This is a genomic window from Polaromonas potterensis, assembly GCF_033446725.1.
Lineage (GTDB): Bacteria > Pseudomonadota > Gammaproteobacteria > Burkholderiales > Burkholderiaceae_C > Polaromonas.
In genome coordinates this window covers 87,925-114,489 of the sequence record NZ_JAWQLX010000013.1, presented here as the reverse complement: position 1 = coordinate 114,489, position 26,565 = coordinate 87,925, and the positions used below count along the sequence as shown (strand labels likewise).

23 protein-coding genes are annotated in these 26,565 nt (G+C 60.8%); 4 read left to right on the top strand and 19 right to left on the bottom strand.

Annotated features, from left to right (window positions below; genetic code table 11):
• Positions 1-85 precede the first annotated feature (85 nt).
• Positions 86-880, bottom strand: a complete 795-nt coding sequence (locus R6254_RS20155; RefSeq protein WP_318409466.1) for a CHAP domain-containing protein — start codon at positions 878-880, stop codon at positions 86-88.
• Between the two features lie 111 nt (positions 881-991).
• Positions 992-2,086, bottom strand: a complete 1,095-nt coding sequence (locus R6254_RS20150; protein WP_318409465.1) for a Tle-like phospholipase domain-containing protein — start codon at positions 2,084-2,086, stop codon at positions 992-994.
• A 274-nt stretch (positions 2,087-2,360) separates the two neighbouring features.
• On the opposite strand from R6254_RS20150, the gene R6254_RS20145 reads away from it, so the two are divergent.
• Together R6254_RS20145 and R6254_RS21985 are read left to right on the top strand one after the other, a co-directional pair.
• On the top strand, positions 2,361-3,371 hold the full coding sequence (locus R6254_RS20145; RefSeq protein ID WP_318409464.1) for a Vgb family protein: 1,011 nt from the start codon (positions 2,361-2,363) through the stop codon (positions 3,369-3,371).
• A gap of 259 nt (positions 3,372-3,630) precedes the next feature.
• Positions 3,631-3,741, top strand: a complete 111-nt coding sequence (locus R6254_RS21985) for a YdeI/OmpD-associated family protein (protein WP_412103201.1) — start codon at positions 3,631-3,633, stop codon at positions 3,739-3,741.
• A 168-nt stretch (positions 3,742-3,909) separates the two neighbouring features.
• Here R6254_RS21985 and R6254_RS20140 read toward each other — a convergent pair whose 3' ends face one another.
• The 3 genes from R6254_RS20140 to R6254_RS20130 form a co-directional block, all read right to left on the bottom strand.
• A complete protein-coding gene (locus R6254_RS20140; protein WP_318409463.1) occupies positions 3,910-6,222 on the bottom strand; it encodes a UvrD-helicase domain-containing protein in 2,313 nt (770 codons plus the stop codon).
• A 4-nt stretch (positions 6,223-6,226) separates the two neighbouring features.
• Positions 6,227-7,057, bottom strand: coding sequence for a hypothetical protein (locus R6254_RS20135; protein ID WP_318409462.1), 831 nt, complete (start codon positions 7,055-7,057; stop codon positions 6,227-6,229).
• Positions 7,058-7,177: 120 nt separating this feature from the next.
• Positions 7,178-8,365 carry an aminotransferase-like domain-containing protein gene (locus R6254_RS20130; RefSeq protein WP_318409512.1) on the bottom strand — a complete coding sequence of 396 codons (1,188 nt, stop codon included), beginning with the start codon at positions 8,363-8,365 and terminating at the stop codon, positions 7,178-7,180.
• Between the two features lie 127 nt (positions 8,366-8,492).
• Between R6254_RS20130 and nth the strand changes: the two genes are divergently transcribed.
• The gene (gene nth, locus R6254_RS20125; RefSeq protein ID WP_318409461.1) at positions 8,493-9,134 is read left to right on the top strand and encodes an endonuclease III; all 642 of its coding nucleotides are present in this window, start codon (positions 8,493-8,495) and stop codon (positions 9,132-9,134) included.
• 88 nt (positions 9,135-9,222) lie between these two features.
• Here nth and R6254_RS20120 read toward each other — a convergent pair whose 3' ends face one another.
• The 14 genes from R6254_RS20120 to R6254_RS20055 all read right to left on the bottom strand — a co-directional run bounded on the left by R6254_RS20120 (position 9,223) and on the right by R6254_RS20055 (position 25,403).
• A complete protein-coding gene (locus tag R6254_RS20120; protein WP_318409460.1) occupies positions 9,223-10,212 on the bottom strand; it encodes a tripartite tricarboxylate transporter substrate binding protein BugD in 990 nt (329 codons plus the stop codon).
• A 121-nt stretch (positions 10,213-10,333) separates the two neighbouring features.
• Positions 10,334-11,302: a tripartite tricarboxylate transporter substrate binding protein gene (locus R6254_RS20115; RefSeq protein WP_318409459.1), complete on the bottom strand. Its 969-nt coding sequence runs from the start codon at positions 11,300-11,302 to the stop codon at positions 10,334-10,336.
• 3 nt (positions 11,303-11,305) lie between these two features.
• A complete protein-coding gene (locus R6254_RS20110) occupies positions 11,306-12,445 on the bottom strand; it encodes a M20 family metallopeptidase (protein ID WP_318409458.1) in 1,140 nt (379 codons plus the stop codon).
• A 62-nt stretch (positions 12,446-12,507) separates the two neighbouring features.
• Positions 12,508-13,362 carry an HpcH/HpaI aldolase/citrate lyase family protein gene (locus R6254_RS20105; RefSeq protein ID WP_318409457.1) on the bottom strand — a complete coding sequence of 285 codons (855 nt, stop codon included), beginning with the start codon at positions 13,360-13,362 and terminating at the stop codon, positions 12,508-12,510.
• Entirely contained in the window at positions 13,359-14,723 is a 1,365-nt protein-coding gene (locus R6254_RS20100; protein ID WP_318409456.1) for an MmgE/PrpD family protein, read from the bottom strand. The genes R6254_RS20105 and R6254_RS20100 overlap by 4 nt, the downstream gene beginning before the upstream one ends.
• Positions 14,724-14,792: 69 nt before the next feature.
• A complete protein-coding gene (locus R6254_RS20095) occupies positions 14,793-15,992 on the bottom strand; it encodes a CaiB/BaiF CoA transferase family protein (RefSeq protein ID WP_318409455.1) in 1,200 nt (399 codons plus the stop codon).
• Between the two features lie 646 nt (positions 15,993-16,638).
• Positions 16,639-17,808, bottom strand: coding sequence for an acyl-CoA dehydrogenase family protein (locus R6254_RS20090; protein WP_318409454.1), 1,170 nt, complete (start codon positions 17,806-17,808; stop codon positions 16,639-16,641).
• A 23-nt stretch (positions 17,809-17,831) separates the two neighbouring features.
• Positions 17,832-18,713, bottom strand: a complete 882-nt coding sequence (locus tag R6254_RS20085; RefSeq protein WP_318409453.1) for an HTD2 family dehydratase — start codon at positions 18,711-18,713, stop codon at positions 17,832-17,834.
• Between the two features lie 76 nt (positions 18,714-18,789).
• Positions 18,790-20,295 carry a class I adenylate-forming enzyme family protein gene (locus tag R6254_RS20080; RefSeq protein ID WP_318409452.1) on the bottom strand — a complete coding sequence of 502 codons (1,506 nt, stop codon included), beginning with the start codon at positions 20,293-20,295 and terminating at the stop codon, positions 18,790-18,792.
• 155 nt (positions 20,296-20,450) lie between these two features.
• A complete protein-coding gene (locus R6254_RS20075; RefSeq protein ID WP_318409451.1) occupies positions 20,451-21,437 on the bottom strand; it encodes a Bug family tripartite tricarboxylate transporter substrate binding protein in 987 nt (328 codons plus the stop codon).
• Between the two features lie 137 nt (positions 21,438-21,574).
• On the bottom strand, positions 21,575-22,741 hold the full coding sequence (locus R6254_RS20070) for an acyl-CoA dehydrogenase family protein (protein ID WP_318409450.1): 1,167 nt from the start codon (positions 22,739-22,741) through the stop codon (positions 21,575-21,577).
• Between the two features lie 144 nt (positions 22,742-22,885).
• Positions 22,886-24,067, bottom strand: a complete 1,182-nt coding sequence (locus R6254_RS20065; RefSeq protein WP_318409449.1) for a thiolase — start codon at positions 24,065-24,067, stop codon at positions 22,886-22,888.
• Positions 24,064-24,483, bottom strand: coding sequence for a Zn-ribbon domain-containing OB-fold protein (locus tag R6254_RS20060; protein ID WP_318409448.1), 420 nt, complete (start codon positions 24,481-24,483; stop codon positions 24,064-24,066). The genes R6254_RS20065 and R6254_RS20060 overlap by 4 nt, the downstream gene beginning before the upstream one ends.
• 14 nt (positions 24,484-24,497) lie before the next feature.
• The gene (locus tag R6254_RS20055; protein WP_318409511.1) at positions 24,498-25,403 is read right to left on the bottom strand and encodes an SDR family NAD(P)-dependent oxidoreductase; all 906 of its coding nucleotides are present in this window, start codon (positions 25,401-25,403) and stop codon (positions 24,498-24,500) included.
• 249 nt (positions 25,404-25,652) lie between these two features.
• On the opposite strand from R6254_RS20055, the gene R6254_RS20050 reads away from it, so the two are divergent.
• Positions 25,653-26,555 carry a LysR substrate-binding domain-containing protein gene (locus tag R6254_RS20050; RefSeq protein WP_318409447.1) on the top strand — a complete coding sequence of 301 codons (903 nt, stop codon included), beginning with the start codon at positions 25,653-25,655 and terminating at the stop codon, positions 26,553-26,555.
• Positions 26,556-26,565: the final 10 nt, after the last annotated feature.

The window sequence follows — 26,565 nt, the reverse complement described above, 5'->3', positions numbered from 1 at the left end:
GGCTCCCGATAGAAATTGCCCGGTACTCATCTGCGTCAAGACGGCAATCGACACCATCGAGACGGTCGTGGCGGGGTCGGGCCTGTCAGAGCCCGGCGTAGTCAACGAAACCCTTGTTGACCTCGACAATCTTGCGGTGCAAGCGGTACACACCACCGCCTTCGCGCGTCTTGCTGGCGTCGGTATTGCCTTCGATCGTGGTCATCAGGCCGCCCGCCACCTCTTCCACCAGGCCGGTGTGGCCGGCGCCGCCGCCGAAGTCCATGATGAAGATCATGCCGGGCTGGACCTGCGAGGGGTCGGCGATGGCCTGGCTCTTGACGAGGCGGCGTGCGCCCTTGGACTGCGCGTTGTTCCAGTGGTCCAGGCAACCGGCGGTCTTGAACATCGGGTTGGCAACTTGTGCGGCGATGGCGGCCTCGTCGAAGCACCAGTAAAGGAAGGCGCAGCACCAGGCGAAGCCGGGGCCAAGGCCGGTGCGGCGCAGGTATTTTTCGACGTCGGGCCCGCGGTTCGAATTTTTCGGCTGCTCGCGCACCTTCTTGGCCTCTTCGCCGGCCGCGATCTTCAGCACGCTGGCCAGGAACGAATCGGCCGCCGTGTCGCTGGACGTCACGGTCTCGGGCCCAAACAGGCTGGCCCAGGTGATGGAACCGACCTCGCCGTCGGGCTTCAGCGGCCGGCCTTCGGCGTCGACGTGGCGCACCTGGAAGAGCTGCACGGCCTGCTTCATCTTGGGCCCAAAGTTCGGGTCGTCGACATTGAGCTTGAGTTCCACGTTGCTCCGCGCCGCTAGCACGCGGTTCAGTTGTGTTTTCAAGGCCTTGACGATGCCGGCGTCCTGTTCGCCAAGCTTGATGATGCGTCCGGGGTACTTCATGCGTTCTCCTTGCAGGGTAAAGGTTGGAGGGGATGGCAACCCATGACGGGGGCCAGAAAGATGCACCGCAGGCTACCAGGTCGTCGGGAATGGTGCGACCGGCTCGACCGCCTACTTATCCATAGCCTTCATGAACTCGGTCCTCAGCGCTTGAGTGTCAAAGCACGGACTCACCGCCCCCGGGCAAATCGCCTCATACCTCGTTCTCGCCGCCCCGTCCGGGGGACTGGTCTTGTTGGGCTCAAGCGCCATCGGGCACGAGGCCAACTTGGTAAGGCCCATGGCAATCGCCGTCATGCTATGCCGGCTGGTCGGCTTTCCGTGAAGAAAGTGGTAGCGGGTATCGGCGTAATCTTTGTCGGAGAAGAAGAAGCGAAGCGGGCTCAAGACTTCTCGCGACTGATGAATGCGGTGGATTTTATTTCTCTGGATATCGTCCAGATTCGCTTCATCCGGTTGGGTGGCAAACCTTTTGAACGCGGGCTTGTAGTCGACGCCGTGTTTTGGCTCCGGCTCGCAACTGCGTTTAAAGTTTCGAGGTGAGGTGTCGAACGAAACCGCGTGTACGTCGAGACCGGTGAAGCAGTACGCCGTGTGCTCAGCGAGTCCACCGCCAAGCGAATGACCGGTAGCGACGAGGGGCACCTGCCCGGCTTCAATTTTCGCGACCAGGCCCGGGTAGCGGTCATCCAGCGCTGTCAGCGTTTCGAGTACGAAGTTGTTGACGCGCTCGTATTGGCCTTTGAAGAAGTTGCCGAAGAACCAGTCATTCAAGCTGGTGGTGCCCCGGTACGCCAGGACGACTTCTGATGGCAGCTGATCGCCGTCGGACGAACTCTTGACGTAGACCTTGGCTTGAAAGCCTTCGCCTTTGGTGATGGCTGGACATCTGCCGTCGTCCCTGGCCTTCGCGCAAAAGTCATGCCAGCCGTCCGGCAGTGCCAAGAACGTTTCGTTCTTGTCGTAAGCGTTGTTGCTGAAGATGGCATATCCGATCGCTGTCTGCGCAAGCTCGTGTTTCTTGTAGACCAACGGCGCGCCTTTTTCGACCTCGACGGCATGCTGTGGCATGACCGATTCGGGAACAAGCGGCTTGCAGAAATCCGCCGGCACGGGGGTCGCGCACCCGCAGACCAGCAGGCAGATCGTTACCGAGGCGACTGCAAGCGTAGCGCGCAGTGAACTAGAAGCATCAACGATTTCCATCGTTATCTCCTCGTCGTAGGTCATCCATCCCAACAGACTGGACGGAAGCCCCGAATGTGCCCCTCACGCCGGCGCGTGTCAAGGTTGCTTGTCGCCTCATTCATGCCGCCCAGGGCTGTGTATCGATACAGCGCGAATGCGCCTTGATCATAGGGTCGCGTCATTTCCCCTTGTCGCAAAACGGCAAGCGCGTGCGCCCTTGCATGGAGCCACGCCTTGCCGCCAGAATGGCTGGGTACTGCAAGCCAACATCGAACGCGCAGGAGGTATTGCCATGCCGGCCCATCCATTTCACCTCAGTCGGCGCAGCGCCCTGGTGGCGCTGCCCGCCGCCTTTTTTTTCTCCCGCACCGGACGCACGCAGGCGCCAAGCACGCGCCTGCAATCCTGGCCGCGGAACACGCCGCGCACCACCGGCATACACGACCTGGCGCCCGCGCCCGGTGGCGGCGTGTGGTTCTCGGCACAACGCAGCGGCCACCTGGGCTGGTTTGACCCGGGCACGGGCAAGTCGGAACTGATCGCTTTAGGCAACGGCTCGTCGCCGCACGGCGTCATTGCCGGGCCCGACGGTGCGGCCTGGTTGACCGACGGCGGGCAAAACGCCATCGTGCGCGTGAGTTGGCCCGCGCGCGAGGTCAAGCTCTTCCCCCTGCCCGCCGGCACGCCCAATACCAACCTCAACACCTGCGCCTTTGATGGCGACGGCGACTTGTGGTTTACCGGGCAAAACGGCTACGTCGGCAAGGTCGCCGCGCGCAGTGGCGTGGTCAGCGTGAAAGAGTCACCGCGCGGGCGCGGGCCCTACGGCATCTGCGCCACGCCCCAGGGCGATATCTGGTGGTGCTCGCTGGCCGGCTCCTTCATCGCGCAGATCGACCGCAAGACCGGCAACTCGCGCATCGTCGAACCGCCCACGCCGCGCCAGGGCGCGCGCCGCGTCTGGTCTGACAGCCGTGGCCGCATCTGGGTGTCAGAATGGAACAGTGGCAACCTCTCGGTACACGACCCGGCCTTGGGCACGGGCGCCAACAGCTGGCGCACCTGGAAAGCACCAGGAGCCGACCCGCACGTGTACGCCGTGTACGTGGACGACAAAGACATGGTCTGGGCCTCGGAATGGAGCCACAACGTCATGCTGCGCTTCGACCCGCGCACAGAGAAGTTCGACGTGCTCCCCCTGCCGCGCCCCGCCGCCAGCATCCGCCAGATACTGGGCCGGTCGGGCGAGGTCTGGCTGCCGGAGAGCGGGACGGAGTTTATTTCGGTGATCAGGACGGGGTGAATGTCGTGAAGGCTTTCCAGACGGGCCCTCACTGACTGTCGCTAGTATGGCTAGTAGGGGCAGATACAACTTATGCGTGCTCACCCCGCAGTCACCGGGCCTAGCGAGAATTGAACGCGCACGTAAGGATGGGCGTTGGAACGTGGTCCACGATCCTGTCAGCCGGGCGGAAGTTCCCGCCGACCTGCAAGCGGCTTTTGACGCCCCGCCCGGCGCGGCAGAGTTCTTTGCTAATGTGAACGAGTAGAGCTGGCATGCCATGCTGTTTCGGTTGCAGACGGCCAAGAAGCCAGAAACGCACGTCCGGCGAATTACCGAGTTTGCGCAGATGCTGGCGCGCGGGGAGATGGTTTATCCGCAACGGCGCTAGCAGCTATATTTTTAGTAGCGTCGCTGCATCACACATCCGTGCGCCAGCAGCCGATGAAAATGCATCATCAGCGCTAGGCTAAATGCTACCGTCATTGAAAGAACAAATTGACCATAGCAGACATACTTTGCAAATCAGGTATGTTGATTTAGACCGGAAAAGGCCAATTCAAACATCCACCACCTCCAACAATTTTGCATCGACCGCACTCAAAAGTAGAGAGCTAACGCCGCGGGCTTTGACGCCAAGAATTTCGACTCGAAAGCGCGCACGGGTGAGGGCCACATAGACGCGCTGATGCGATGCATAACTCAAAAAACTCTGGCTTTCCTCATATGAACTACCGCCTTTTTGAGGAACGCGCCCACCATCCACCCCAACCAGCACAGCCCCAGCGAACTCAAGTCCACCAACATACTCGGGCGCAGTAAGGACAAATCGTCCTGATCCACGAGCTCTATTCACAGCCTCCAAATCTCCTCGACTCTTCACAACTTCAACCGGCTTATTTTGAGCTCGTGCACGCGCTTGCAGCTCTCTAAAGAGATCATCAGCAAAAGCGATGATGACGACATCCGCCTTCGCCACGCCCATATCTTTAGACAGAATTTCAGCCCGATGAAATGCGTCAACAAGCATGCCCTCATCAGAGGTGTAGTGCCTCAATACCGGCTGGGAGGTCTTCCGCTCCTCCTCTGCAGTGAAGGCGCTTATCGCCATCGTCAGTGGGTTATGAAAGTTTGTGAAAAGTGTGGCCCCAGATGACGTGACCGAGAAAGCCAGATTGACGATATCAGGCGAGCACCTGAAGATTGAGTTGACTGCAGTTGGGGCCGATTCTTTCAGTGCCGCAGATGGACTAAACGCGAACTCAAATGCCTCGTTTGTCCACCCCCGGTCACCTAGAGCCTGCGATCTATCGACTGAGTAGGCAATCGGCTGACGAGATTCTTGACGAGTAAGCCGGTGAAATACTGAAAGTTCATTCAAATTAAAAAGGTGAGTTTCATCAATAAAGATGTTGTCATAACCCTCCTTAACGCGCCTCCTGCGCCAAATCGGAGTGTTCAGCTGTGAAATAGCACTCAACACAACGTCGTCGGTATCAAATACTCCAGCGCCAACAAGCTCACTTTGATAACGCTCATACATGAGAAAAACAAATGCGTGATCACCTTCGTTTTCGATTGGCAGGCCTACTTTTAGCCGCCGAAGTTTTTTGTACTTCGTCAAATCTTGATCTGCCCGACCTTTTATCTGGACACTGATCTCATGTCGCAACATCTCTGCGACTACCCACCGATCAGTGTTCGCTAGAAATTCCTGAAATGACGGAGAAAGAAACGCCTTATGCGAAGCAAATTCTCCCGCCATTACCTTTTCTATTGCCTCACCAGCATACAAGTCCTGAACCAACTTTGACTCATATGCATCCCTATCGACCAGCTCAGACTCCGAGATTTCTTGGTGCAGCAAATCAGCACACAGCGCCTGCAACGTAGTTACTCTCACATACTGTCCGCTATTCAGCACATCTCCCGTAGCCTGCAAAAAATCGTCTTGTCCATGAGTGAGAAGAAGATTTTCAATGACTCGCTTAGTCGCTTCGCTATGCGCAACAAAAAGAGTCCGGTATTCGCGATCGGCCTCTTTCGCGACTTTAAGTGAATAAAGACACTTGAGAACCAACGACAAAGTTTTGCCTGTTCCTGCAGGTCCCTCAATACGATGTGGGACATCAAGTTCACGTGTGACGAACTCGTTTTGTGCGGTTGTCAGTGACTCCAGCCATCCGTCAAGTCCAACGTGAAAAGCTGGCTTCGGCATTTCCTGACTCGCCAACTCAGTAACCGCCAAAGATAGACCTATTTTGGATCCTTCAGTCTTTGCTTGCTGCAGAAAACTTTCGACGCGTCGGCAAGCGTCGTCCCGATTCTCACTAGCTTTTCGAAAGTTAGTGTATTTTGCGACTTCGTCAACGCCGCCGCCCTCTGTATCTGAAAATTTGTAGGCGAGTATTGGTGAACCTTGTGCACCTTCTTTTTTCCTCTTGGGATCCGGGTTGCGATCAAAGGCGACCCGAAGTTCTGTTTGCATCCCGATGGGATACGGGAATACAACGGCCTTGTTATTGCTAAGAATTCGTTCGTTAACGCTTGGCTTTAATCCGTCCCAGAGCTTTATTGCAAATCGAAGAGTCTTCTGCAACACCAGAAGAATTCCGTTCGAGTCCAATTGCAAAAAATTGCTGTTCTCTTCGAGGTCGTAGACAATGAAGTTAAAACTTCTATTTTTTTCCTTTACGACATATCCTCCATTTGCGTGTTCGGTGGCAGCGACATCCTTAGCGATTCGGAGTGACGGGATCTCACCCTTTACAAACGACACGAAAAGCCGACCAAACTCAAACTCCGCAGATTGCAGTCGTCTTTCCGAAATCAGTTCACGGGCAGCGCCTTGATCTATGTACAAAAATTTCATGACTTCACCAATTTAAAGAGGAAACAGACTTTTTGATTTCATCGAAATTGTTGTCCGTTACACCAATACGTGAAAACAGCATCGAAAAATTCTGCATTAGATGCTCAATCCATGGAGAACGAAGCTTAGCAACAGGAAGCGCGATATCGTCTTGATTCAGAAATTTAGGGCAAATTCCAGTCTTAATATCCCAATCGCTCGCTTCAACTCCAACTGCGATCTGACGCGCGACGGCACTGGGAATGTGATGCACCTCCCGTAGCAGGGCAACGTAATTTCCCTTTTGCCCTGCGAAAGTTTCCAAGTCGCGAAGAAGGTAGTAGCCACTTAAACGGTGGCTAGCTAGTTCCTTCAATAGGCCATCGACAAGAGCCTCGCTACTGCCAAGCAAAGTTCGGAAACGTTCTCTGTCCAATTGATTTTCCATTAAGTTTCGAGTCTCAACCAACCTAGCCACCGCTGCAAGGAACTTGTCGCATGTTGTCTTAAAATTTCTTTCTGCCGCTTTGGGAAGGAAATGCACGTCGTAAATAGCTTGAGGCTCATGAGTTCTAAGCAAAGAATCCGAAAGCTGCGTTGCTTTCAGTAAGCTTTTAAGCGTATTTATGCAGTCTGCCTCGACGCGATCCAATGCAATAGCGGCCCCATCAACGAAGAGCCATTCATTAAGCGACACTACTGGCACGTAATTAAACACAGGAGTTTTATCGCGCGCGACGTCACAACGAGCAGTGATTACGAGACCTAGAACGTCCAAACAATTGTAGTTTTCACTATGTGCACAGGAAAATATTGTCCCCTGAGTAATCTCTCTATTTTTTGGTGCATCAAACATTCATATCCTTGCCTGTCATTTTGGACACCCCCAGCAACTTCATACTTGGCTCGCTGTTTGCGCGACAACTGAAGATATTGAAATCGAAGTAGAAAAAAACTGATTTGCGCTACCGACCAGTTAAATCGCCTTCCCCAACCGCCCCACACCTTCTTCAATCTTCGCCACATCCGCCGTCGCAAAACTCAGGCGGAAAGTCGCCACATCCGGCTTCTCGGCATAAAACGGCGCGCCCGGCACAAAGGCCACGCCCTGCTCGATGGCGCGCTTGGCCAACTCGCTGGCGTCTTGCAGCTTGCCGTTGGCGCCCGTGAGTCGTACCCAGAAGAACAGACCGCCTTCGGGCTGCGTGAACTCCACCGCGTCGCCCAGTTCACGCTTGAGCGCATTGCCCATGGCGGTGGCGCGTTCGCCGTAGACCTTGCGAACGCGGGCCAGGGTGGCGGGCATGCGGCCGGCTTTGAGGTACTGCGCGGCAGTGGCCTGGGCGAAGGTGCTGGTGTGCGCGTCGCTGAACTGTTTGCACATCGTGGCTTTGGCCAGCAGCTCGGCGGGGCCAATCATCCAGCCCACGCGCAGGCCGGGGCTCAGCACCTTGCTCATGCTGCCGCAGTGGGCGATCAGTTCGCGGCTGCCGGGCACGTCTTTGCTCAGTGACAGGATGGAAGGCGGAGGCGCGGCGTTGAAATACAGGTCGCCATAGGGGTCGTCTTCGACGATCAGGGTCTGGTACTTGACAGCCAGCGCCAGCACTTTTTTGCGGCGCTCCAGGCTCAGCATGGCGCCGCTGGGGTTGCCGAAGGTGGGAATCAAATAGACAAACTTGGGCTTGTGCTCGGCGATCAGTTTTTCCAGCTCGTCGGTCTTGACGCCGTTGGCGTCAATGGGCGCGCTGATGAGTTCTGCGCCGTAGAGGCGGAAACACTGGATGGTGGCCAGGAAGGTCGGGCCTTCGACAATCACCTTGTCGCCGGGGCCAATCATGGTTTTGCCGAGCAGGTCCAGCGCCTGCTGGCTGCCGGTGGTGACGATCAGACCGTCGGGCGCCACGTCCACACCCTTGGTGCCCATGAAGGCGGCGAGTTGTTCGCGCAGCGGGCCGTAGCCTTCGGTGGCGCCGTATTGCAGCGCGGCGCCGGGCTCTTCCGTCAGCGCCTGGTTGACGGCGGCCTGAATGCCGTCCACGTCAAACATGGCACTGTCCGGAAAACCGCCGGCAAAACTGATGATGCCGGGCTTGCCCAGCAGCTTGAACAGTTCACGGATGGCGGAGGTTTCGACGTTGTTGAGGCGGTCGGCAAATGGCAGGGACGGAGCTTGCATAGGTGGAGTACGTTGGTTAGCTACAAAAGACAAACGATCCCCAAGTCTAAGCCAGCCTGAGCGCCTGTTGACGGCTTTGAAACCGGCCCGCGATTGTGGTTAAAGTTGCGGCATGAAAACTGCCGACATTGCCTCGTTTTTTGCCACCCTGAAAGCCGCCAACCCGATGCCGGTGACCGAGCTGGAATACACCAGCGTGTTTGAACTGCTGACCGCCGTGTTGCTGTCGGCGCAGGCCACCGACGTGGGCGTGAACAAGGCCACGCGCAAGCTGTTTCCGGTGGCCAACACGCCGCAGGCGATTCTGGACCTGGGCCTGGACGGCCTGGAGAGTTACATCAAGACCATTGGCCTGTACCACAGCAAGGCCAAACACCTGATGCAAACCTGCCGCATGCTGGTGGACCTGCACGGCGGCCAGGTGCCGCGCAGCCGCGAGGCGCTGGAGGCCCTGCCCGGCGTGGGCCGCAAGACCGCCAACGTGGTGCTCAACTCGGCTTTTGGCGAAGCCACGATGGCGGTGGACACGCACATCTTTCGCATGGGCAACCGCACCGGCCTGGCGCCAGGCAAAACACCGCTGGAGGTGGAGAAAAAACTGCTCAAACGTATTCCGCCCGAGTACCTGGTGGACGCGCACCACTGGCTGATCCTGCACGGGCGGTATGTGTGTGTGGCGCGCAAGCCGATGTGTTGGCAATGCGCGGTGGCGCCATACTGCGACTTCACGCCAAAAACCCCGATGCCTGCTTGAGACACCGGGGTTTTGAATCGCTATTAAATCAATAGCTGCTTGCGCCCATCACCAAAGGGCTGCAGGCCTTTTTTCCTTAAGAAAAGCCTCAATCCGCGTAAATGCCGGCTTTCTTGATGACCGGGCCCCATTTGTTGATCTCGGCTTCCAGATGTGTCTTCAAGCCGGCGGCGGAAATTTTGTCCATCGGTGGAACGTCAGAGCTCAGCTCGGCCAGGCGCTGCTTGACCATGGGGTCTTGCATGGCGGTGCGCAGGGCGGCGTTGAGTTTTTCGAGCACGGGCGCGGGTGTACCTTTGGGGGCGTACATGCCGTGCCAGACCTTGACTTCAAAACCCTTGAGGCCTTGCTCATTCAGCGTGGGCACATTGGGCAAGGCGGAGAGTCTGTTCAGCGAGGTCACACCGTAGACCTTGACGCGACCGTCCTTGATCAGCGGCACGGTTTGTGTGGTCTGGTCACACAGCAGATCCACTTGGCCGCCCAGCAAGTCGTTCATGGCCGGACCTGTGCCTTTGTAGGGAATGGTGTTGAGTTCCACACCCAGTTGGCTCATGAAAAGCAGGCCGCACAGGTGTGACACCGCGCCCAGCCCAGCGTTGGCCAGCGACACCTTGCTGCCGTTGGTCTTGAGGTAGGTCTGCAGCTCGGCAAAGTTGGCAGCCGGAAAATCCTTGCGCGCCAGCATGGTCATGGGCACATCGACGACCTGGCCGATGTATTCAAAGTCCTTCAGCGGGTCAAAGCTGAGCTTGCGGTACAGCGCAGGCGCGGTGGCCATGCCCATGTGGTGAATCAGGATGGTGTAGCCGTTGGGCGTGGCGCGCGCGACGCGGGCCGAGGCAATCGTGCCACCGGCACCGACGGTGTTTTCGACCAGCACAGTCTGGCCCAGCGCCTTGCCCATGGGAATGGCAATCATGCGGGCGACCACGTCGGTCGGGCCACCGGCGGCAAAAGGCACCACCATGGACACTGGTTTATCCGGAAAAGCGGCCTGGCTGTGCGCCTGTGTGCCCGCGCCCAGGGTGGTGGCTGCGGCGCACGCCAGCAGCAGGGTTTTGAATTTGAATTTCATGCTTGTCTCCTTGTGATTGTTTTAAAAATATACAGCGGCCGTCGCCGCTCTGCCATCGAGAAATACCCCGGCTTTGCGTCAGGCCGAAGCCTGCAAAGCCAGAGTGTGCTGCGCGCCCACATCAGTTGAACTTGATGTCCTTCAACTCATTCAACATCTTGGTGTACTTCGCGACTTCCGTGCGGTAGGTATCGCCCGCGTCCTTGACGGACATAGGCAGCATGACGGTTCTGCCATCAGCCGACAGCGCGCTCTTGACCTTGTCGCTGGCCACGGCCTTGGAAAACAGCGTGTGGTACTTGGCGATGTCGGCTTCGGAGGCGTTGCTCTTGAGGTAGAAACCCGTGAAGCTGGCGAATTCGAAGTTCTCCAGGCCCTTGTGACGGGTCACCGGCTCCACCCCTGCCAGCGTGTCCGGCACGTCCTTCGAGAACACTGCAATGATGTTCAACATGCCCTTGTCCCGCATCTCGTCCAGCGAGGTCTGATACGGAATGATGGAAAAGTCGATCTGCCCGCCCAGCAAGTCCTGCAGCGCTGGCGCCGATCCCTTGTACGGAATGTGGTTGAACTTGATCTGCTTGGTACGGGCCAGGTATTCGCCAACGATGTGGTAAAGCGAACCCACGCCGACCGAGCCATACGACAGCGGATCAGCCTCGCGCTTCTTGGCCAAGGCGAAGAAGTCGTCCAGCGTCTTCACCCCCAGGTTCTTGCGCGTGGCAATGACCAAATGCGTCTTGGTCACGTATTGCACCGGCAGAAAGTCTTCAGACTTGAACTTGGCCGCTGGGTTAAGGAGTACGGGCAACACGACCTCGTTCTGCGAGCCCTGGAACACCTGGCCCTTCGGGTTGGCCAGAAACTTGTTCACCGCAACCAGGCCGGTGGCGCCACTCACGTTCTCGACGATGAAACGGCTGCCGGCGTCACCCAGCGCATTGGCAAAGGTGCGCCCCGTCGCGTCGCTGGGGCCACCGGCGGGGTAAGGAACGATGATTCGCTCGGTGTTCATGCTCTGCGCCGTCGCGTTCAGGCCGCAGCCCAGTGCCAGAGAAACGGCCAAAAACCTTGTAAAAATCGACTTCATGCTTTATCCCAATTGCTTCATGGTGTTGAACAAAATGCTGGCCTTGGGCGCCACGCTGCCCAGGTCGACGTATTCGTCTTCGGTGTGGTAGCCGCCGCCGCTGGGGCCGACCGCGCAGATCACGGCCGCGCCGCAGGTTGAGGCAATTCCAGCGTCGGAGCAACCGCCTGTGAATTGGCCCTGCACCATCAGGCCTTGCTTGACCGAGGTGGCCAAATAGATTTCGGCCAGCCTCTTGGAGGCGTCACTCTGTACAAAGGACTTGAACTCCCCCTTGATGGTCAGCGATGAGGTTTCGCCACTCGGGTTATCGCGGCAGATGTCACCGATCAATGCGTAGTAGCGGTCGCGCTGCGCCATGTCGGGCACGCGCAAATCAATCTCCGCACTGGCATGCGGCGCCACCGTGTTGACCGACACCCCGCCGCGGATCAAGCCAACGCTCACCGTGACGTCGTCCTCGCGTGAGGTCAGTTGATCGATCTTGCGGATCTTGTCTGCCAGCGAAGAAATGGCGCTGATGCCTTCATAAAAGTTATTGCCGGCGTGCGCCGCCTTGCCCTGGATCTCGAGGCCAAAGAACACGCCGCCCCGGCGCCCGATCACCACGTTACCGTTCGGGCGCCCGGGCTCCGAATTAAAGACATAGGCACTGCGGGTGGAAAAAGCGGCCACCGCCTCGGCGCTGCGCGGCGAAGCGATTTCCTCGTCCGACGTGAACAGGCAGGTCAGCGCCATGTCCTGACGCCCCATCAGTTGCCAGGCATGTAGCAGGTAGGCGTTCATCAGCACGCCCGCCTTCATATCAACCACGCCGGGGCCATAACCGATACCGTCCTTGATTTTGAACGGCCGGCGCACGGCCTCGCCCGCAGGAAACACGGTGTCGCAATGGCCGAGCAGCAGAATGTTTTTCTCGCGCGCTGCAGCCTCGCCCACAGCTGCCGACAGGGCCACCCAGGTCTCGCCGTGGTGGTGCCGCTCACACGGGATATTGCGCTGTTTGAAAAATGCCTCCAGCCAGGCGAACACCTGGCGCACGCCCTCCTGGTGCCGACTGCCGGAGTCGATGTTGACCAGGGTCTCCAGGTCTTTCACGTACTGGTCTGACTGGCCTTGAAACCAGGTCTCGAATTCCTTCATCTCGTTCCTTTCATAGGATGACTGCTGAACTATCTGCGCTCGGGCGCACGCTTGGCTTGCGCTCACGCTTTGGACAAGCCGCTGGCGTGCTGCAGCATCTGCTTGGCCAGCTTGACCACAGGCGCATCAACCATGCGTCCGTCGACACCGAACACGCCGCCCTGTGCGACCTCGAAACCTGCCACCACACGGTGTGCCCACTCGACCTGCTCAGGCGACGGGGCAAAGGCCGCATGCACCGCAGCCACCTGGGCCGGGTGAATACACAGCTTGGCGCCAAAGCCGCCGCGCCGGCTGCGCTCGGCATCCCGCTGCAACTGCGCCAGATCACCGGTGCCGGGCGTGACACCATCCACAGGTGCGACCAGGCCGGCGCGGCGCGAGGCCAGCACCAGGGCCAGGCGCACCGGCTGCAACTCGGTTTCGTCTGGCCCGCAGGCCATGCCTAAATCCGCCTGAAAATCGAGGTTGCCAAACACCAGCCGGCTCACACCCGCGCTGCCGGCCAATTCATCCAGCGCAGCCAGGCCAGCGGCCGACTCCAGCATGGGCAGCAGCGCGCAGTTGTTGCCGACGCAGACCGCCACGCGCTTGATCTCGGTGGCCGACTCCACCTTGGGCAAGACCACGCCGGCCAGCCCGCCTTCAGCGAGAGTCGCCAGCAGTTGCAAGTCATCCTCATGCCCGGGTGTGCCTTCGGCGTTGATACGCACCAGCACACGTGTTCGGTCAGCGGCCGACAGGCTGGCGAAACCTTGGGCCAGCGATGTGCGCGCCGCCGGCTTGGCCGCGGGCGCCACGGCATCTTCCAGGTCGATGATCACGGCGTCTGCGCCCGAGGCCAGCGCCTTGGCGTAGCGCTCGGGGCGATTGGCCGGCACAAAGAGAAAGGAGCGCGCCAGGCGGATGGCACTCATGCACGGCTCTCCAGCAGACTCCCGACCTTGGCGCTCTGTGCGATGGCCCACAAACCATCAAGGGCGCGTGCCATCTCGGCTTCGGTCGCGCCCTGGCTGAAGGCCGCCAGCCGCTGCGCCTTGGCGGTGATTTCTTCGCGACTCAGCGTATTGCCGGGGTCGCCCTTGGGCTCGTCCACCCGGCCCTGCAACACACGACCATCGGTGGTGGTGACGGTGACCTTGCCTATCCAGCGGCGCGGGTAAGCCGCGTCCACTTCCGCGTCCAGCACCATCTCGACTTTTTCACGCAGCGCGACCGTGAGTTCTTCCTGGAAATGCTGGTCGAACTCCACCAGGCCCGCGTGGCCAAAGCGTGCAACCAGGCCTAGCACCGTGCCCATGGAGAACTTGCTCTGGTGCACCGTGGCCGGGTTGACGACCGGGCCCAACACATCGATCGCGCCCTGGTGCACATGCGTGACCACCCGCGCCAGGTCGGCCGGCTTGAGGTCATGGGCCTGCATCACCTGCAGCAGCGCGTCAGCCGCCGGGTGCGTGTGGCGGCAGGAGGCGTGATATTTGAAAGAGGTCTCAATCGTGGCCCAGCGTGTGCCCAAACCATCGGTCAGTTTGGCCGGGTCGGCATCGCTGGACATGCCGGCGGCCATGCCTTGCGGGCCTTCGAGGATTTGCGCGGCGCCGGTGAAACCGTCCTTCGCCAGATAAGCCGACATCAAACCCGCCGCCGCCGCATGGGCGGTGTGCAACTGCTTGGAGTCAGCGGCCGTGCGCAAAAACTCCCACAAACCGGCCGACTGCGTGCCGGCCGAACCCAAGGCATGTTGCATCTGCGCAGCGTTCAGCCCCAGCAGGCTGCCCGCCGCGGCCGCGGCCGCCAGGGTGCCGGCGGTGCCCGTGGTGTGAAACACCTTGTAATGCGAGCGGCCCAGAAACTCGCCGACACGGATGCCAACTTCGTAACCCACCACCGCCGCCGTCAACAACTGCTGGCCGCTGCTGCCCAGGGTTTGCGCCATGGCCAGCGCGGCCGGAAACACCACCGTGGCCGGGTGAAACACCGAGCCGTTGTGCACATCATCCTGCTCGGCCACGTGCGAAGCCGCCGCATTCGCCATCGCGGCGAAATAGGCGCTGCTCTGGCTGCGGTTGATCAACATCTCGGCGCCGCCGCTGGCCGGTCCCATGCTGGCGGCAAAACGCGTGATGGTTTCCACCGGGCGTGAGCCCTTGCCGGCAATGGCCGAGCCGAACCAGTCCACCAGCAGGTCTTCGGTCTTGCGTATGACGGGGATTGGAATGGCGTCGAAGGTCAGGTTGGCGGCAAAGGCGGCGAGTTGGGCGGTAGGGCTGGTGGTCATTTTGAATCTAAGAAATTATTGAATAAATCAGGCTCTAGCCCAGGAAGGATGGGCGTAAATAGCTATTAATTAGATAGCGCCCGCCTGCTGCAGCGCGGCAATACCCGCGTCGCCCTGCCCCAGCTCACGCAGGATGGCGTCGGTGTGCTGGCCGACGGCGGGGATGGCGTCCATGCGGTAGTCAAAGCTGCTGACACGGCCTGGCGGCAGCAAGGCGGGAATGTCACCGACAGGCGTGGCCACCTGGCGCCAGCGATCACGCGCCTGAAGTTGCGGATGCGCCCAGAGCTCGGCCATGCTGTTCATGCGCGCGTTGGCAATTTGCGCCTCGTCGAGTTTGGCGCTGACCTGGGCGGTGCTCATGGTCGCAAAGGCTGCAAGGATGATGGCTTTGAGCGCCTCGCGGTGTTCATTGCGCCTGGAGTTGCTGTCAAAACGTGAGTCCGTGGCCAGCGCCGCGTCCTGCAACACAAGCTCACAAAACACCTTCCACTCGCGCTCGTTTTGCAGCCCCAGCATGACGGTGCCGCCGTCACCAGCCACAAACGGGCCATAGGGGTAAATCGTCGCGTGCGAGGCCGCGCTGCGCGGCGGCGGCGGCGCACCCTCATAGGCGTAATACATGGGGTAACCCATCCACTCGGCCAGCGATTCGAGCATGGACACGTCGATGTGTGAACCCTTGCCGGTCCCACTGACTTTGTCGCGCTGCAACAGCGCCGCAAGAATGCTGGTGTAGGCGTACATGCCTGCGGCAATGTCAGCCATCGAGTTGCCCGACTTGCAGGGCTCTTCCGGTGTGCCGGTCACCGACAAAAAGCCGGCTTCGCTCTGGATCAGCAAGTCATAGGCTTTTTTGTCGCGGTAAGGACCGTCTTCGCCGTAACCCGAAATGTCGCAAACAATCAACTTGGGGTTGACCGCGCTCAGTTCCTCAAACCCCAGGCCCATACGCGCCGACGCACCGGGCGCGAGGTTTTGCACCAGCACATCGGCCGTGCTTAACAACTGCTTGAGCACCGCCAGCGCCGCCGGCTGCTTCAGATCCAGCGTCAAACTTTCCTTGGAACGGTTGACCCAGACAAAATGCGAAGCCATGCCATCGACCCGCTGGTCATAGGCCCGCGCAAAGTCACCGGCGCCAGGGCGTTCGACCTTGATGACGCGGGCACCCAGGTCGGCGAGTTGACGGGTGCAGAACGGCGCGGCGATCGCATGCTCTAGAGAGATGACGGTGATGCCGTCGAGGGGTCTTGTTTGTTGGGTCATGGGGTATCCATTCGGGCACTGATCGCCATGGCTGATGCGTTGACGGATTGATGGTGGTTTGCCTGCAAGCCGGGTCTCGCCCCGGCGGGCGACTTACTTTTCTTTGCTTCGCCAAAGAAACCTAAGGAAAAGAAAGGCGACCCGACTGGCCGGATCCCTGCGCTTCGCTGCGGGCAACCTGCGGTGCGCGCCAAAAGCGGGGTCGAGCTCGAACTCGCTGCGCTCAGACAATCGCTCGCCCTGATCCGCTTTTGGCTGTGCTCCTCGGTCCGGCCAAACGGGCTCTGCGGGGAAAACCGGATGCGGGGAGGCCATGACGCGCAGCGCGCGCCATGGCCGGAGCCCGAACCTGATTGCGCTCCCACGCCCCCACCCCTTCTGTATGCGCCGAGGAGCGCAGGGCCAGACGGATCAGGGCTCGCGATTGTCTGAGCCGAAGGCGAGTTCGAGCTAGACCCCGGCTGGACCGAGCACCGCAGGTTGCCCGCAGCGCAGCGTAGGGACGCAGACAGTGGGGTCGCCTTTTCTTTGCTTACTTTCTTTTGGCGAAGCAAAAGAAAGTGAGTTGCCGCCGGGCAACCCCCGGCCAGTTGCAAAACCAAAACAGCAGGGATGCAAGAAGGGTTCATCTCTTCAGCGCATCCGTTCAGAACGACCTCGGCAACCCAAGCAAATGCTCCGCCACATACGAATAAATCAAATTCGTAGAAATCGGCGCCACCTGGTAAAGCCGGGTTTCCCGAAACTTGCGTTCCACGTCGTATTCACAGGCAAAACCAAATCCGCCATGCGTTTGCAGACACATATTCGCCGCCTCCCACGAAGCCTTGGCGGCCAGGTACTTGGCCATGTTGGCTTCGGCGCCGCAAGGCTTTCCAGCGTCGAACAACTCGCAGGCTTTGAAACGCATCAGGTTGGCGGCTTCGGTTTCGATGTAGGCGTCGGCCATGGGGAACTGCACACCCTGGTTCTGGCCGATGGGGCGGTTGAACACCACACGTTCGCTGGCGTAACGCCGCGCCTTGTCGACAAACCAGTAGGCGTCGCCTATACATTCGGCAGCGATCAAGGTGCGCTCGGCGTTCAGGCCATCGAGGATGTACTTGAAGCCCTTGCCTTCCTCGCCGATCAGGTTCTCCGCGGGGATTTCCAGGTTGTCGAAAAAGACTTCATTCGTTTCGTGGTTCACCATGTTGGCAATCGGCTGCACCGCCATGCCCTGGCCAATCGCGTCTTTCAGGTTGACGATAAAAATCGACATGCCTTCAGACTTCTTCTTGACCTCGGCCAGCGGTGTGGTGCGGGCCAGCAGAATCATCAGGTCGGAATGCTGGATGCGCGAGATCCAGACCTTCTGGCCGTTAACCACATACTTGTCGCCCTTTTTCACGGCGGTGGTCTTGAGCTGCGTGGTGTCGGTGCCGGTGGTCGGCTCGGTCACGGCCATGGACTGCAGGCGCAACTCGCCGGTCGCGATCTTGGGCAGGTACAGTTTTTTCTGTGCGTCCGAGCCATGGCGCAGCAAGGTGCCCATGTTGTACATCTGGCCGTGGCAGGCGCCGGCGTTGCCACCGGCGAAGTTGATCTCTTCCATGATCACCGAGGCTTCAGCCAGGCCCAGGCCGGAGCCGCCGTACTCGGCGGGAATCAGCGCGGCCAGCCAGCCGGCTTCGGTCAGGGCGTTGACAAAGGCTTCGGGGTAACCACGCTCGTGGTCGACTTTTTGCCAGTAGGCGGAATCAAAACCGGCCAACATGCCGCGCAAGGCTTCACGCATGTCCTGGTAGGCGTCGGGGGTGGGGATCTGGGTTTTCATGGGTATTTTTTAAGAGAAAGAAATCAGGCCAGCGTGGCCGTGGCTTGCATGGTTAGCCAGCCTTCGTGGTCTTCGGTCCAGAGCTGGACGGTTTTTCCATCGGGCGACGGTGTGCCGTGAAGCTTGAAAGGCGCGATGTCAAACACCGGCCGCACCGCGCGAAACTGGAAATTCGACAAGCGGGCTTGGGGCAAGTTTTTGCGCAGCAAGTCCAGCAGCAAGGTGGCGATCAACGGGCCATGCACGATGAGGCCGGGGTAAGCCTCGACTTCGGTGACGTAACGCCGGTCGTAGTGAATGCGGTGGCCGTTGAAAGTCAGCGCGGAATAGCGAAACAGCAACACGTCATCGGGCACGATGTCACGTGTCCACGCCGCGCCCTGCGCGGCAGCTTGTGGCGCCGGCACCGGATCACCGGGCTGCGGGTTGGCACGGTAGACGATGTCGTGTTCTTCGCTGAGCGCCAGGCCCTGGGCGTTGTGCAGCTCGTGTTTGACCAGCACAAACAGCAGGTCGCCGGTACGGCCGGCCTTGTGGGTCACGGATTCAATGCGAGATATACGTTTGACCGCGTCACCAACCTGTAACACCGGCTGATGCCATTGCAGGCGACCGCCCGCCCACATACGGCGCGGCAGCGGCACGGGCGGCAAAAAGCCACCACGTTTGGCATGGCCGTCGGGGCCGATCTCGGACTGACGCTGGTGCGGCAAAAAGTACAGCCAGTGCCACAAGGCCGGCAGCGCCGTGCCGGGCACCGGATCGGTATCGTCGCGGTCCAGCGTGGCCGACAAGGCACGCACAGGCGCAGCGGTGATGTCATCGTTCAGGGTCTCGGTCTTGCCGACCCAGCTTTGCAGATGGGCCAGCGTGGCGGCGTCCAGGGTTCGAATGTCTGTATTCATGGTGTGTGATCGTCGCGCGAGATGCTTGTCAATGCAATCTGCAAATTTGAGAGCAAGGCTTCATGAAAAATGAAGCTTAGGGCTGCGGATACAGTTCCAGCAGGCTGCGTTTGAGCACCTTGCCGCTGTGGGTCATGGGCAGCGACGCGATGGGCAGCACCTGCGCCGGGCGTTTGTAGGGTGCCAGGTTCTCCCGAATGAAGGCATCTAGCGCTGCCATGTCGAGCGCCGCATCGGGCACAAGTTCAACAAACGCCAATATTTCCTCGTTGCCGTCGGACTCGCGCCGCCCGACGACGGCGCTGCGCTGGATGCCGGCAAAGCGGTTGAGCACGGCTTCCACCTCGCCGGGGTACACATTGAAGCCGGAACGGATAATCATTTCCTTGAGCCGGCCCACGACAAACAAGGCGCCGTCGGCTGCCAGATAACCCAGGTCGCCGCTGGCGTACCAGCCGCCGGGGCGCATCACCTGGGCGGTGGCGGCGTCATCGCCGAGGTAACCGGGCATCAGACCGACGCCGCGCATCCAGATCTCGCCGCGTTCACCCGCCGGGGCATCGGCGCCGCTGCTGTCGACGATACGCAGTTCGGCGCCGTCCACCAGGTAACCCGCCGCGGTGTCCTGGCGCGCCACGCCACGCGGGGTCAGGCACAAGGCGCCGGCATATTCGGACAGGCCGTAGCCGTGGTGTAAGGGCTGCCCAAAGCGGGACTCCACCGCCTGTTTGAGCGCCATGTCCAGCGGCGCGGCGCCGGTGTAAACATAACGCAGGTCGGGGCAATGCGGCTTGTCAACACCGGTTTCGTCCAGCCAGGCCAGCAGGCGCGTAAACATCGCGGGCGGCCCCTGCAGGTTGGAAACCCCCAGGTGGGCGAGTGCATGGAACAGGTCTGCCGGATCGAAGCGGCTGCGCATCACCAGGCCGGCGCCGGCATGCAGCGAGGCCATCAGCACGGTGGCCAGACCAAAGATGTGGGTCATCGGCAAATAGGCATACGACAGGTCGTCCGGCCCCAGTGCCCGCGAGGCTGCCGACACACGCGCAAACTGCAGCAACCCGGCATGGCTGACCAACACACCTTTGGGTGCACCCGTGGTGCCGGACGTGAAAATCACCGCGGCCACAGTGGACGCCAACTCGCCCTGTTCGGCGCTGGCCATGGCACGCACCGGGCAGCGCTGCAAGGCCGCGAGAACCGAGGGCCGGGCGTCTGCGCGCTCCGCGTGTTGCTGCGCGGCCTCCGACACGCCCTGGGTGAAATAGGTCACGCGGGGATCGGCTTTGTCGACAAAGGCCTTGATTTCGCCGGCCGACATGCGCGCATTGACGCCGCAGGACCAGGCCCCGACGCGGCTGCAGGCCAGGATCAGGGCCACATGTTCGGGGCAGTTTTCAGCCACCACCATGACCCGATCGCCGGGCAACACACCGTCATCGCGCAACTCCTGCGCCAGCAGCGCCACCCAGGCACCCAAGTCGGCGTAACTCATGCTCATGTCCGGCAAAAGCAGGAAAGGCCGGTCCGGCGATTCCTTCAGGCGCTGGTCAAACAGCGAGTGGATACGTTGGTCAGTCATGCAATGTCTCTGGAGAAAATTCAAGGCTGTCATTGCGGATTAGCCCCGCAATCCATGGATCCCGGATCAGAGCCTGCCCCGGACTTGATCCGGGGTCCGGGATGACAGTCGGGTGAACCGTTAAGCGAAACAGGAGGTAAATCGTCAGGGCTTGCTCACTCGACCTGGATCCCCTTGGTCACGCTGCCCCACATGGCGAGTTCCTTGGCGGCCCGGTCGGACAGCGTTTTCGGCGAGCCCAGCCACAACTCGTAACCCTGCTCGACCAGCTTGCTGCGCAACTCCTCCTGAGCCAGCGCCTTGCGGGTCGCCTCGTTGTAGCGAGCCACGATGGCGGCGGGCAAGCCGGCCGGACCGTAGAGGCCGTACCAGCCACCGACCTCGTAGTCGGCCACCCCTTCTTCACGCATGCTGGGCACCTCGGGCAGAGAGGCATTGCGTTCGCTCGAGGTCACGGCCAGCGCACGCACCCGGCCCGAGGCGATGTAGTTGCGGGCGCTGCCCACAATGTCGAACATCATGTGCAACTGCCCACCTATCACGTCGGTCATGGCCGGGGCATTGCCTTTGTAGGGAATGTGGTTGAACGTGGTACCAGTGCGTTTGGCAAACAACTCGCCGCTGAGGTGGTTGGAAGCGCCCACGCCGGCCGAGCCATAGGTCAGCTTGCCGGGGTTGGCTTTGGCGTAGGCCAGCAACTCCTTGACGTTTTTGAAGGGCTGCTCCTTGCCGACCACCAGCACGTTCGAATAACTGAGGATGGGGGCAATCGGGCTGAGGTCCTTGGCCGGATTGAAAGACATGGACTTCAGGATGTGCGGGCTGATGGTCATGGTCGGGCTGGCGGCGAAAAACACCTGCAGCCCGTCCGCCGGCGCTTTGACCACCGAGTGGCCGGCCATGACCCCGCTGGCGCCGGGGCGGTTTTCCACAATCACCGGCATGCCCAGCTCCCTGGAAAACGCTGGCGCAAACAGCCGGGCGGCCGCATCAACCGGCCCGCCGGCGGCGTAACCCACAATCAGGCGCAGCGGCTGGCCGGTCTGGGCACCGGCCGGTGCCGCCACCAGCGCCGCGCTGGCGAGCAAACCCGCCATCAGGCGTCGGCGGGAAAGGCGGGTCGAAATAGAAAGGCTGTGCATGGCTTGTCTCCTCAAGGGATGGTGGGTGAATTGTTTTTTGTCTCTGCTCTGCACGGTGGTCTGGACTCAGGCCAGTCCCACCCTCAACTAACGGCGGCGCACGGCCACCCGACTCAACCAGCCGGTGACGCCGCTTGTCATGCCGTGGCGTCCCGCACCATGTTGCGGGCAATCACGATTTGCTGGATCTGACTGGTGCCCTCGTACAGGCGGAAGATACGCACGTCGCGGTAAAAGCGCTCGATGCTGTATTCGCTGAGGTAACCGGCGCCGCCAAAAATCTGCACCGCCCGATCCGCCACGCGGCCGCACATCTCCGAGGCAAACAGCTTGCAACACGAGGCCTCGGTCGAGACGTTGAGGCCCTCGTCGCGCCTGCGCGCGGCGTCCAGCACCATGCAGCGCGCCGCGTATAACTCGGCCTGGCTGTCGGCCAGCATGGCTTGCACCAGCTGGAAGCCGGCAATCGCCTGGCCAAACTGCTTGCGTTCTATGGCGTAGTTCAAGGCGTCTTGCAGCATGCGCTCGGCCACGCCAACACACAGGGCGGCAATGTGGATGCGACCTTTTTCCAGCACCTTCATCGCGGTCTTGAAACCTTGGCCTTCCTGGCCGCCCAGCAGCTGGCTGGCCGGGACCCGGCAGTTCTCGAAAATCACGTCGGCGATATGGGCGCCGCGCTGGCCCATCTTCTTGTCGATCTTGCCAATCGACAAACCCGGCGTGCCGGCCTCGACGATAAAGGCCGAGACCCCGCCCGCGCCCTTGTTGGTCGGGTCGGTACGTGCCATCAAGGTGAAGATGCCGGCCTGCGGCGCATTGGTGATGTAACGCTTGGTGCCGTTGACGATGTAGTGCTCGCCGTCAGCGTCCGTACCGCGAATCGCCGTGGTGCGCAGCGACGCGGCGTCCGAGCCGGCATCGGGCTCGGTCAGCGCAAACGAGGCGATCAGTTCGCCGGTGGCGAGTTTGGGCAGGTATTTGGCTTTTTGCTCGGGCGTGCCGTCAAACACAATGCCTTGCGAGCCGATGCCAACCGAGGTGCCTATCAGCGACCGGAAGGACGGCGAGGTTTTGCCCAGCGCCATGATCACCTGCGCCTCTTCTTCCATGGTCAGCGCAAAGCCGCCGTATTCTTCGGGCACGGTCAGGCCGAACAAGCCCATGGCTTTCATCTCCTGCACGATGGCCGACGGGATCTGGTCGGTTTCCTCGACCTCCTTCTCGGCCGGCACCAGGCGTTCGCGCACGAAGCGGTTCACGGTATCCAGCAAGGCGGTCATGGTTTCGGGGTCTCTGATCATGGGTATTCCTTGGGTATATCGCCGCGCCCGGCCTAGCGGGCGGATGCGTCTTCAAACATTTTCTTAAGCAAAACAGGCCTCTAACCCTTATCTAGCGGGCGCAAGCAGCTATTCTTTCAGGAGCGTCTGTCTTGCACAGGCCGGTCACAGCGCCGCCGCCGTGCCCAGGATGGCCGTGGCCTGACTCGACAAGGTGCCGCCGTTGCCATGCGCCAGCGCGGTCGTCGCACCGGCGATTTGCCGCGCGCCGCCTTCACCGCGCAGTTGGCGCACCGCCTCGATCAGCGCAAAAATGCCGTACATGCCGGGATGCACACAGGACAGGCCGCCACCGTTGGTGTTGACCGGCAAATGCCCACCGGGCGCAATGCCGCCGTTTTCGACAAAGCTGCCGGCCTCGCCCTTCTTGCAAAAACCCAGGTCTTCCAGGAACAACAAGGTGTTGATGGTGAAGGCGTCGTAAACCTGCACCACATCCATGTCTTTCGCCGCCAGCCCCGCCATCGCATAAGCCTCGCGGCCTGACTGGCTGGCCGCGGTGACGGTCAGGTCCTGCATGGAAGATATCTGCCGATTCCACACGGCGGTGGCGTTGCCCAGCACATAAACCGGGGGCTTGGGCAGATCACGGGCCCGCTCGGCGCGCACCAGCACGTAAGCGCCGCCGCCGTCGGTGACCAGGCAACAATCACGCACGCTCAAAGGGTCGGACACCATGCGGGCGACCAGCACATCGTCGATGCTTAACGGGTCGCGCATGAAGGCTTCAGGATTCAGACCGGCCCATTGGCGCGCGGCCACCGCCACTTCGGCGAGCTGGCGGCGTGTGGTGCCAAATTCAAACATGTGGCGCGAGGCCGCCAACGCGTAGGCCGACAGCGGCTGCAGCGGCTCGTAAGGCGCCTCGTAAGGCTGCGGGTCCATCCAGCGGCGGGCTGCGCCAATTTCGCGCCGGCCGAACTGCGCCGAACGCTGGACACTGCCGTAACACACGAGGACTGCGTTGCACTGGCCGGACTGCAAGGCCTGCATGGCCGGCAGCAGATGGGCGATAAAGCTGGAGCCGCCCAGCATGGTGCTGTCGATGTAGCGCGGGCGCAGGCCCAGGTACTCGACCACCGGCATGGCCCACATGGTGGCCGAGGCGCTGGCGGTGCACAAACCGTCAATGTCGCTCATCTTCAGGCCGGCATCGGCCACGGCCGCGCGGGCAGAACGTGCCAGCAATTCCATGTCGGTGAAGCCCGGCGTCTCGCCGCAGCCAAAAGTCGCCACGCCGGCAATCGCCGCGCTGCCGCGCAGTGCTTTGAGGGAAAGATCGCTCATGGTGCCACGCCCACCAAGGCCGCGGGCAGCGGGTCAAACAACACCAGGCCGCGTCCGTCGACGAGCTGCACACGCGCCTGCACACGCTGACCGATTTTTGAATCCAGCGGCGGGATGTTGTCGACACGGCTCATCAGCCTCACCCCTTCGTCCAGGTCCACCAGCGAGACGTTGTAGTCGCCGCCGGCATCGGGCTTGCGCCGCACCGTGGTCACGGCGTACACCGTGCCCAGGCCGGTGGGCGCAACCCAGTCCAGCGCGGCCGAGCCGCAATGCGGGCAGCTCTCACGCGGAAAATAAACATGCCGGGTGCAGTCGCTGCAGCGCTGGATCAGCAAGCGCCCGGCGTCTAACGCCGCCTGGTGCGTGGCCTGAACGCCGGTGGCGGCGCCAGAAAGGGTTTGTGCATGAGTCATAGCGGGCGCCTGTCTCAAATCGGGTCCCAGCTGAACACGTCAGCCGAACGGTCCAGCGAATAAAAGCTGGCCTTGAGGGCGGGCAAGGCGTGGCTGGCCACCGACTGCGGACTCCAGCCTTCCGAGCGATGCACCGAGCGGACCGGCCGCGGCTGGCTGATCAGGAAAATTTCGTTGTTGCGCACCGCAAAAATTTGCCCGTTGGCGTCACGCCCCTCGTCGCTGGCCAGGCAAACGGCCAGCGGCGCAATCTTGGCCGGTGTCATTTGTTTGATGCGGTCGACCCGGGCCTGCTCTTCCGGCGTGTTGGTGGGAATCGCGCCTATCATGCGGCTCCAGGCAAACGGCGCAATGCAGTTGGAACGCACATTGAACTTGAGCATGTCCAGCGCAATTGACTTGGACAATGCCACCACACCGAGCTTGGCCGCCGAGTAGTTGGCCTGCCCAAAGTTGCCGACCAGGCCCGAGGTCGAGGTCATGTGGATGTAATTGCCCGACGCCTGCGCCTTGAAATGCGGTGCGGCGGCGCGGCTAACATGGTAGGCGCCGTACAGGTGGACCTTGATCACGGCGTCCCATTCCTCGTCAGCCATTTTGTGGAAAAATCGGTCGCGCAAAATGCCGGCATTGTTGACCACGCAGTCGATGCGGCCGAAGTTGTCCATCGCGCTGGTGATGATCTGCTGGGCGCTTTGGGCCTGCGACACGCTGTCGGTGTTGGCCACGGCCTCACCGCCGGCGGCGCGTATTTCATTGACCACGGCCTGGGCCGGACCGGCGTCACTGCCCTCGCCCGCCACCGACGCGCCAATGTCGTTGACCACCACCCGGGCGCCTTCGCGCGCCATCGCCAGCGCCATGTCACGCCCGATACCGCCACCGGCTCCGGTGACCACCACTACCTTGCCTTGCAGCATGCCTGTTCCGCTCATTGTTGATTCCTCATGTGTCGTGAAGCGCCGGTTCGGCGAACAAGAGGCATCGTCACCGCAAGCCGGTCCCTCAACAATCTGCAAATTCAGCAGCCAGTCTTCTGAAATTTGGAAGCCTTGCGGATGACCGCCACGCCATTCTCCCTATTGAGATCACCAGCAAAGGGTTAACCCTTGCCGAAAATGACTTAAGCGAGATCGAAGGCTTGGCCTGCCGTGTATTAGCATGGCGCCATGCAATTCGACCTGACTGACCTGCGGCTTTTTGTGCTGATCGCCGACGAAGGCAACATGACACGCGCCGCGGAGCGCCAACACCTGTCGCTGGCCGCGGCCAGCGCACGCGTCAAATCCCTGGAAGCCCAGTCCGGCCTGAGCCTGTTTTACCGCGAGGCCAGGGGCGTGCGCCTGACACCGCCTGGCGAAGCATTTTTGTACCACGCACGCGGCGTGTTGCGGCAAGCCGAGCAGTTGCGCACCGACCTGCAGGAGTACGGCGGCGGCCTGCGCGGACATTTGCGGGTGTTTGCCAACACCACGGCGGTCACGGATTTTTTGCCAGAAATTTTTCCGGGTTTTTTATCGGCCAACCCCAAGATCAACATCGACCTGCAGGAAAAACCCAACGCCGAAATTGCACGCGGTGTGCTGGACGGCCGGGCCGACATCGGCATCGTGGCCGGCAAGGTGGATACGCTGGGCCTGCAAGCGATTCATTTCAGCACCGACCGGCTGGTGCTGGCGACCGCCAAGAACCACCGTTTTGCGCGCCGCAAAAAAATCGCCTTTGCCGAAACCCTGGATGAAGACGCCGTGGGCATGCAATACGGCAGCACCTTGCAGACTTTTTTATCGCAAGTGACCGATGCCCTGGGCAAACCCATGAAGCTGCGTATCCAGTTGTCCAGTTTTGACGGCATGTGCCGCATGATTGGGGCCGGTGTGGGTGTCGGTATTGTTCCGGAGTCAGCGGCGCGGCGTAACCAGGCCGGCATGGGTATTGCGCTGATTGAACTGACCGACGCCTGGAGCGTGCGCGAGCGTTACATCCTGGTGCGCAACCGCGAGGCCCTGCCGCGTTATGCCGAGTCGCTGATTGAAACCTTGTGTGCACATTACCGGGAGCCGGCGGCCTGAGGCCATGCGC

What these genes read in the sequence shown, in the direction of transcription:
- R6254_RS20155 (WP_318409466.1), bottom strand. Translation starts at nt 880, where the DNA reads ATGAAGTACCCCGGACGCATCATCAAGCTTGGCGAACAGGACGCCGGC.
- R6254_RS20150 (WP_318409465.1), bottom strand. Translation starts at nt 2,086, where the DNA reads ATGGAAATCGTTGATGCTTCTAGTTCACTGCGCGCTACGCTTGCAGTC.
- R6254_RS20145 (WP_318409464.1), top strand. Translation starts at nt 2,361, where the DNA reads ATGCCGGCCCATCCATTTCACCTCAGTCGGCGCAGCGCCCTGGTGGCG.
- R6254_RS21985 (WP_412103201.1), top strand. Translation starts at nt 3,631, where the DNA reads ATGCTGTTTCGGTTGCAGACGGCCAAGAAGCCAGAAACGCACGTCCGG.
- R6254_RS20140 (WP_318409463.1), bottom strand. Translation starts at nt 6,222, where the DNA reads ATGAAATTTTTGTACATAGATCAAGGCGCTGCCCGTGAACTGATTTCG.
- R6254_RS20135 (WP_318409462.1), bottom strand. Translation starts at nt 7,057, where the DNA reads ATGTTTGATGCACCAAAAAATAGAGAGATTACTCAGGGGACAATATTT.
- nth (WP_318409461.1), top strand. Translation starts at nt 8,493, where the DNA reads ATGAAAACTGCCGACATTGCCTCGTTTTTTGCCACCCTGAAAGCCGCC.
- R6254_RS20120 (WP_318409460.1), bottom strand. Translation starts at nt 10,212, where the DNA reads ATGAAATTCAAATTCAAAACCCTGCTGCTGGCGTGCGCCGCAGCCACC.
- R6254_RS20115 (WP_318409459.1), bottom strand. Translation starts at nt 11,302, where the DNA reads ATGAAGTCGATTTTTACAAGGTTTTTGGCCGTTTCTCTGGCACTGGGC.
- R6254_RS20110 (WP_318409458.1), bottom strand. Translation starts at nt 12,445, where the DNA reads ATGAAGGAATTCGAGACCTGGTTTCAAGGCCAGTCAGACCAGTACGTG.
- R6254_RS20105 (WP_318409457.1), bottom strand. Translation starts at nt 13,362, where the DNA reads ATGAGTGCCATCCGCCTGGCGCGCTCCTTTCTCTTTGTGCCGGCCAAT.
- R6254_RS20100 (WP_318409456.1), bottom strand. Translation starts at nt 14,723, where the DNA reads ATGACCACCAGCCCTACCGCCCAACTCGCCGCCTTTGCCGCCAACCTG.
- R6254_RS20095 (WP_318409455.1), bottom strand. Translation starts at nt 15,992, where the DNA reads ATGACCCAACAAACAAGACCCCTCGACGGCATCACCGTCATCTCTCTA.
- R6254_RS20090 (WP_318409454.1), bottom strand. Translation starts at nt 17,808, where the DNA reads ATGAAAACCCAGATCCCCACCCCCGACGCCTACCAGGACATGCGTGAA.
- R6254_RS20085 (WP_318409453.1), bottom strand. Translation starts at nt 18,713, where the DNA reads ATGAATACAGACATTCGAACCCTGGACGCCGCCACGCTGGCCCATCTG.
- R6254_RS20080 (WP_318409452.1), bottom strand. Translation starts at nt 20,295, where the DNA reads ATGACTGACCAACGTATCCACTCGCTGTTTGACCAGCGCCTGAAGGAA.
- R6254_RS20075 (WP_318409451.1), bottom strand. Translation starts at nt 21,437, where the DNA reads ATGCACAGCCTTTCTATTTCGACCCGCCTTTCCCGCCGACGCCTGATG.
- R6254_RS20070 (WP_318409450.1), bottom strand. Translation starts at nt 22,741, where the DNA reads ATGATCAGAGACCCCGAAACCATGACCGCCTTGCTGGATACCGTGAAC.
- R6254_RS20065 (WP_318409449.1), bottom strand. Translation starts at nt 24,067, where the DNA reads ATGAGCGATCTTTCCCTCAAAGCACTGCGCGGCAGCGCGGCGATTGCC.
- R6254_RS20060 (WP_318409448.1), bottom strand. Translation starts at nt 24,483, where the DNA reads ATGACTCATGCACAAACCCTTTCTGGCGCCGCCACCGGCGTTCAGGCC.
- R6254_RS20055 (WP_318409511.1), bottom strand. Translation starts at nt 25,403, where the DNA reads ATGCTGCAAGGCAAGGTAGTGGTGGTCACCGGAGCCGGTGGCGGTATC.
- R6254_RS20050 (WP_318409447.1), top strand. Translation starts at nt 25,653, where the DNA reads ATGCAATTCGACCTGACTGACCTGCGGCTTTTTGTGCTGATCGCCGAC.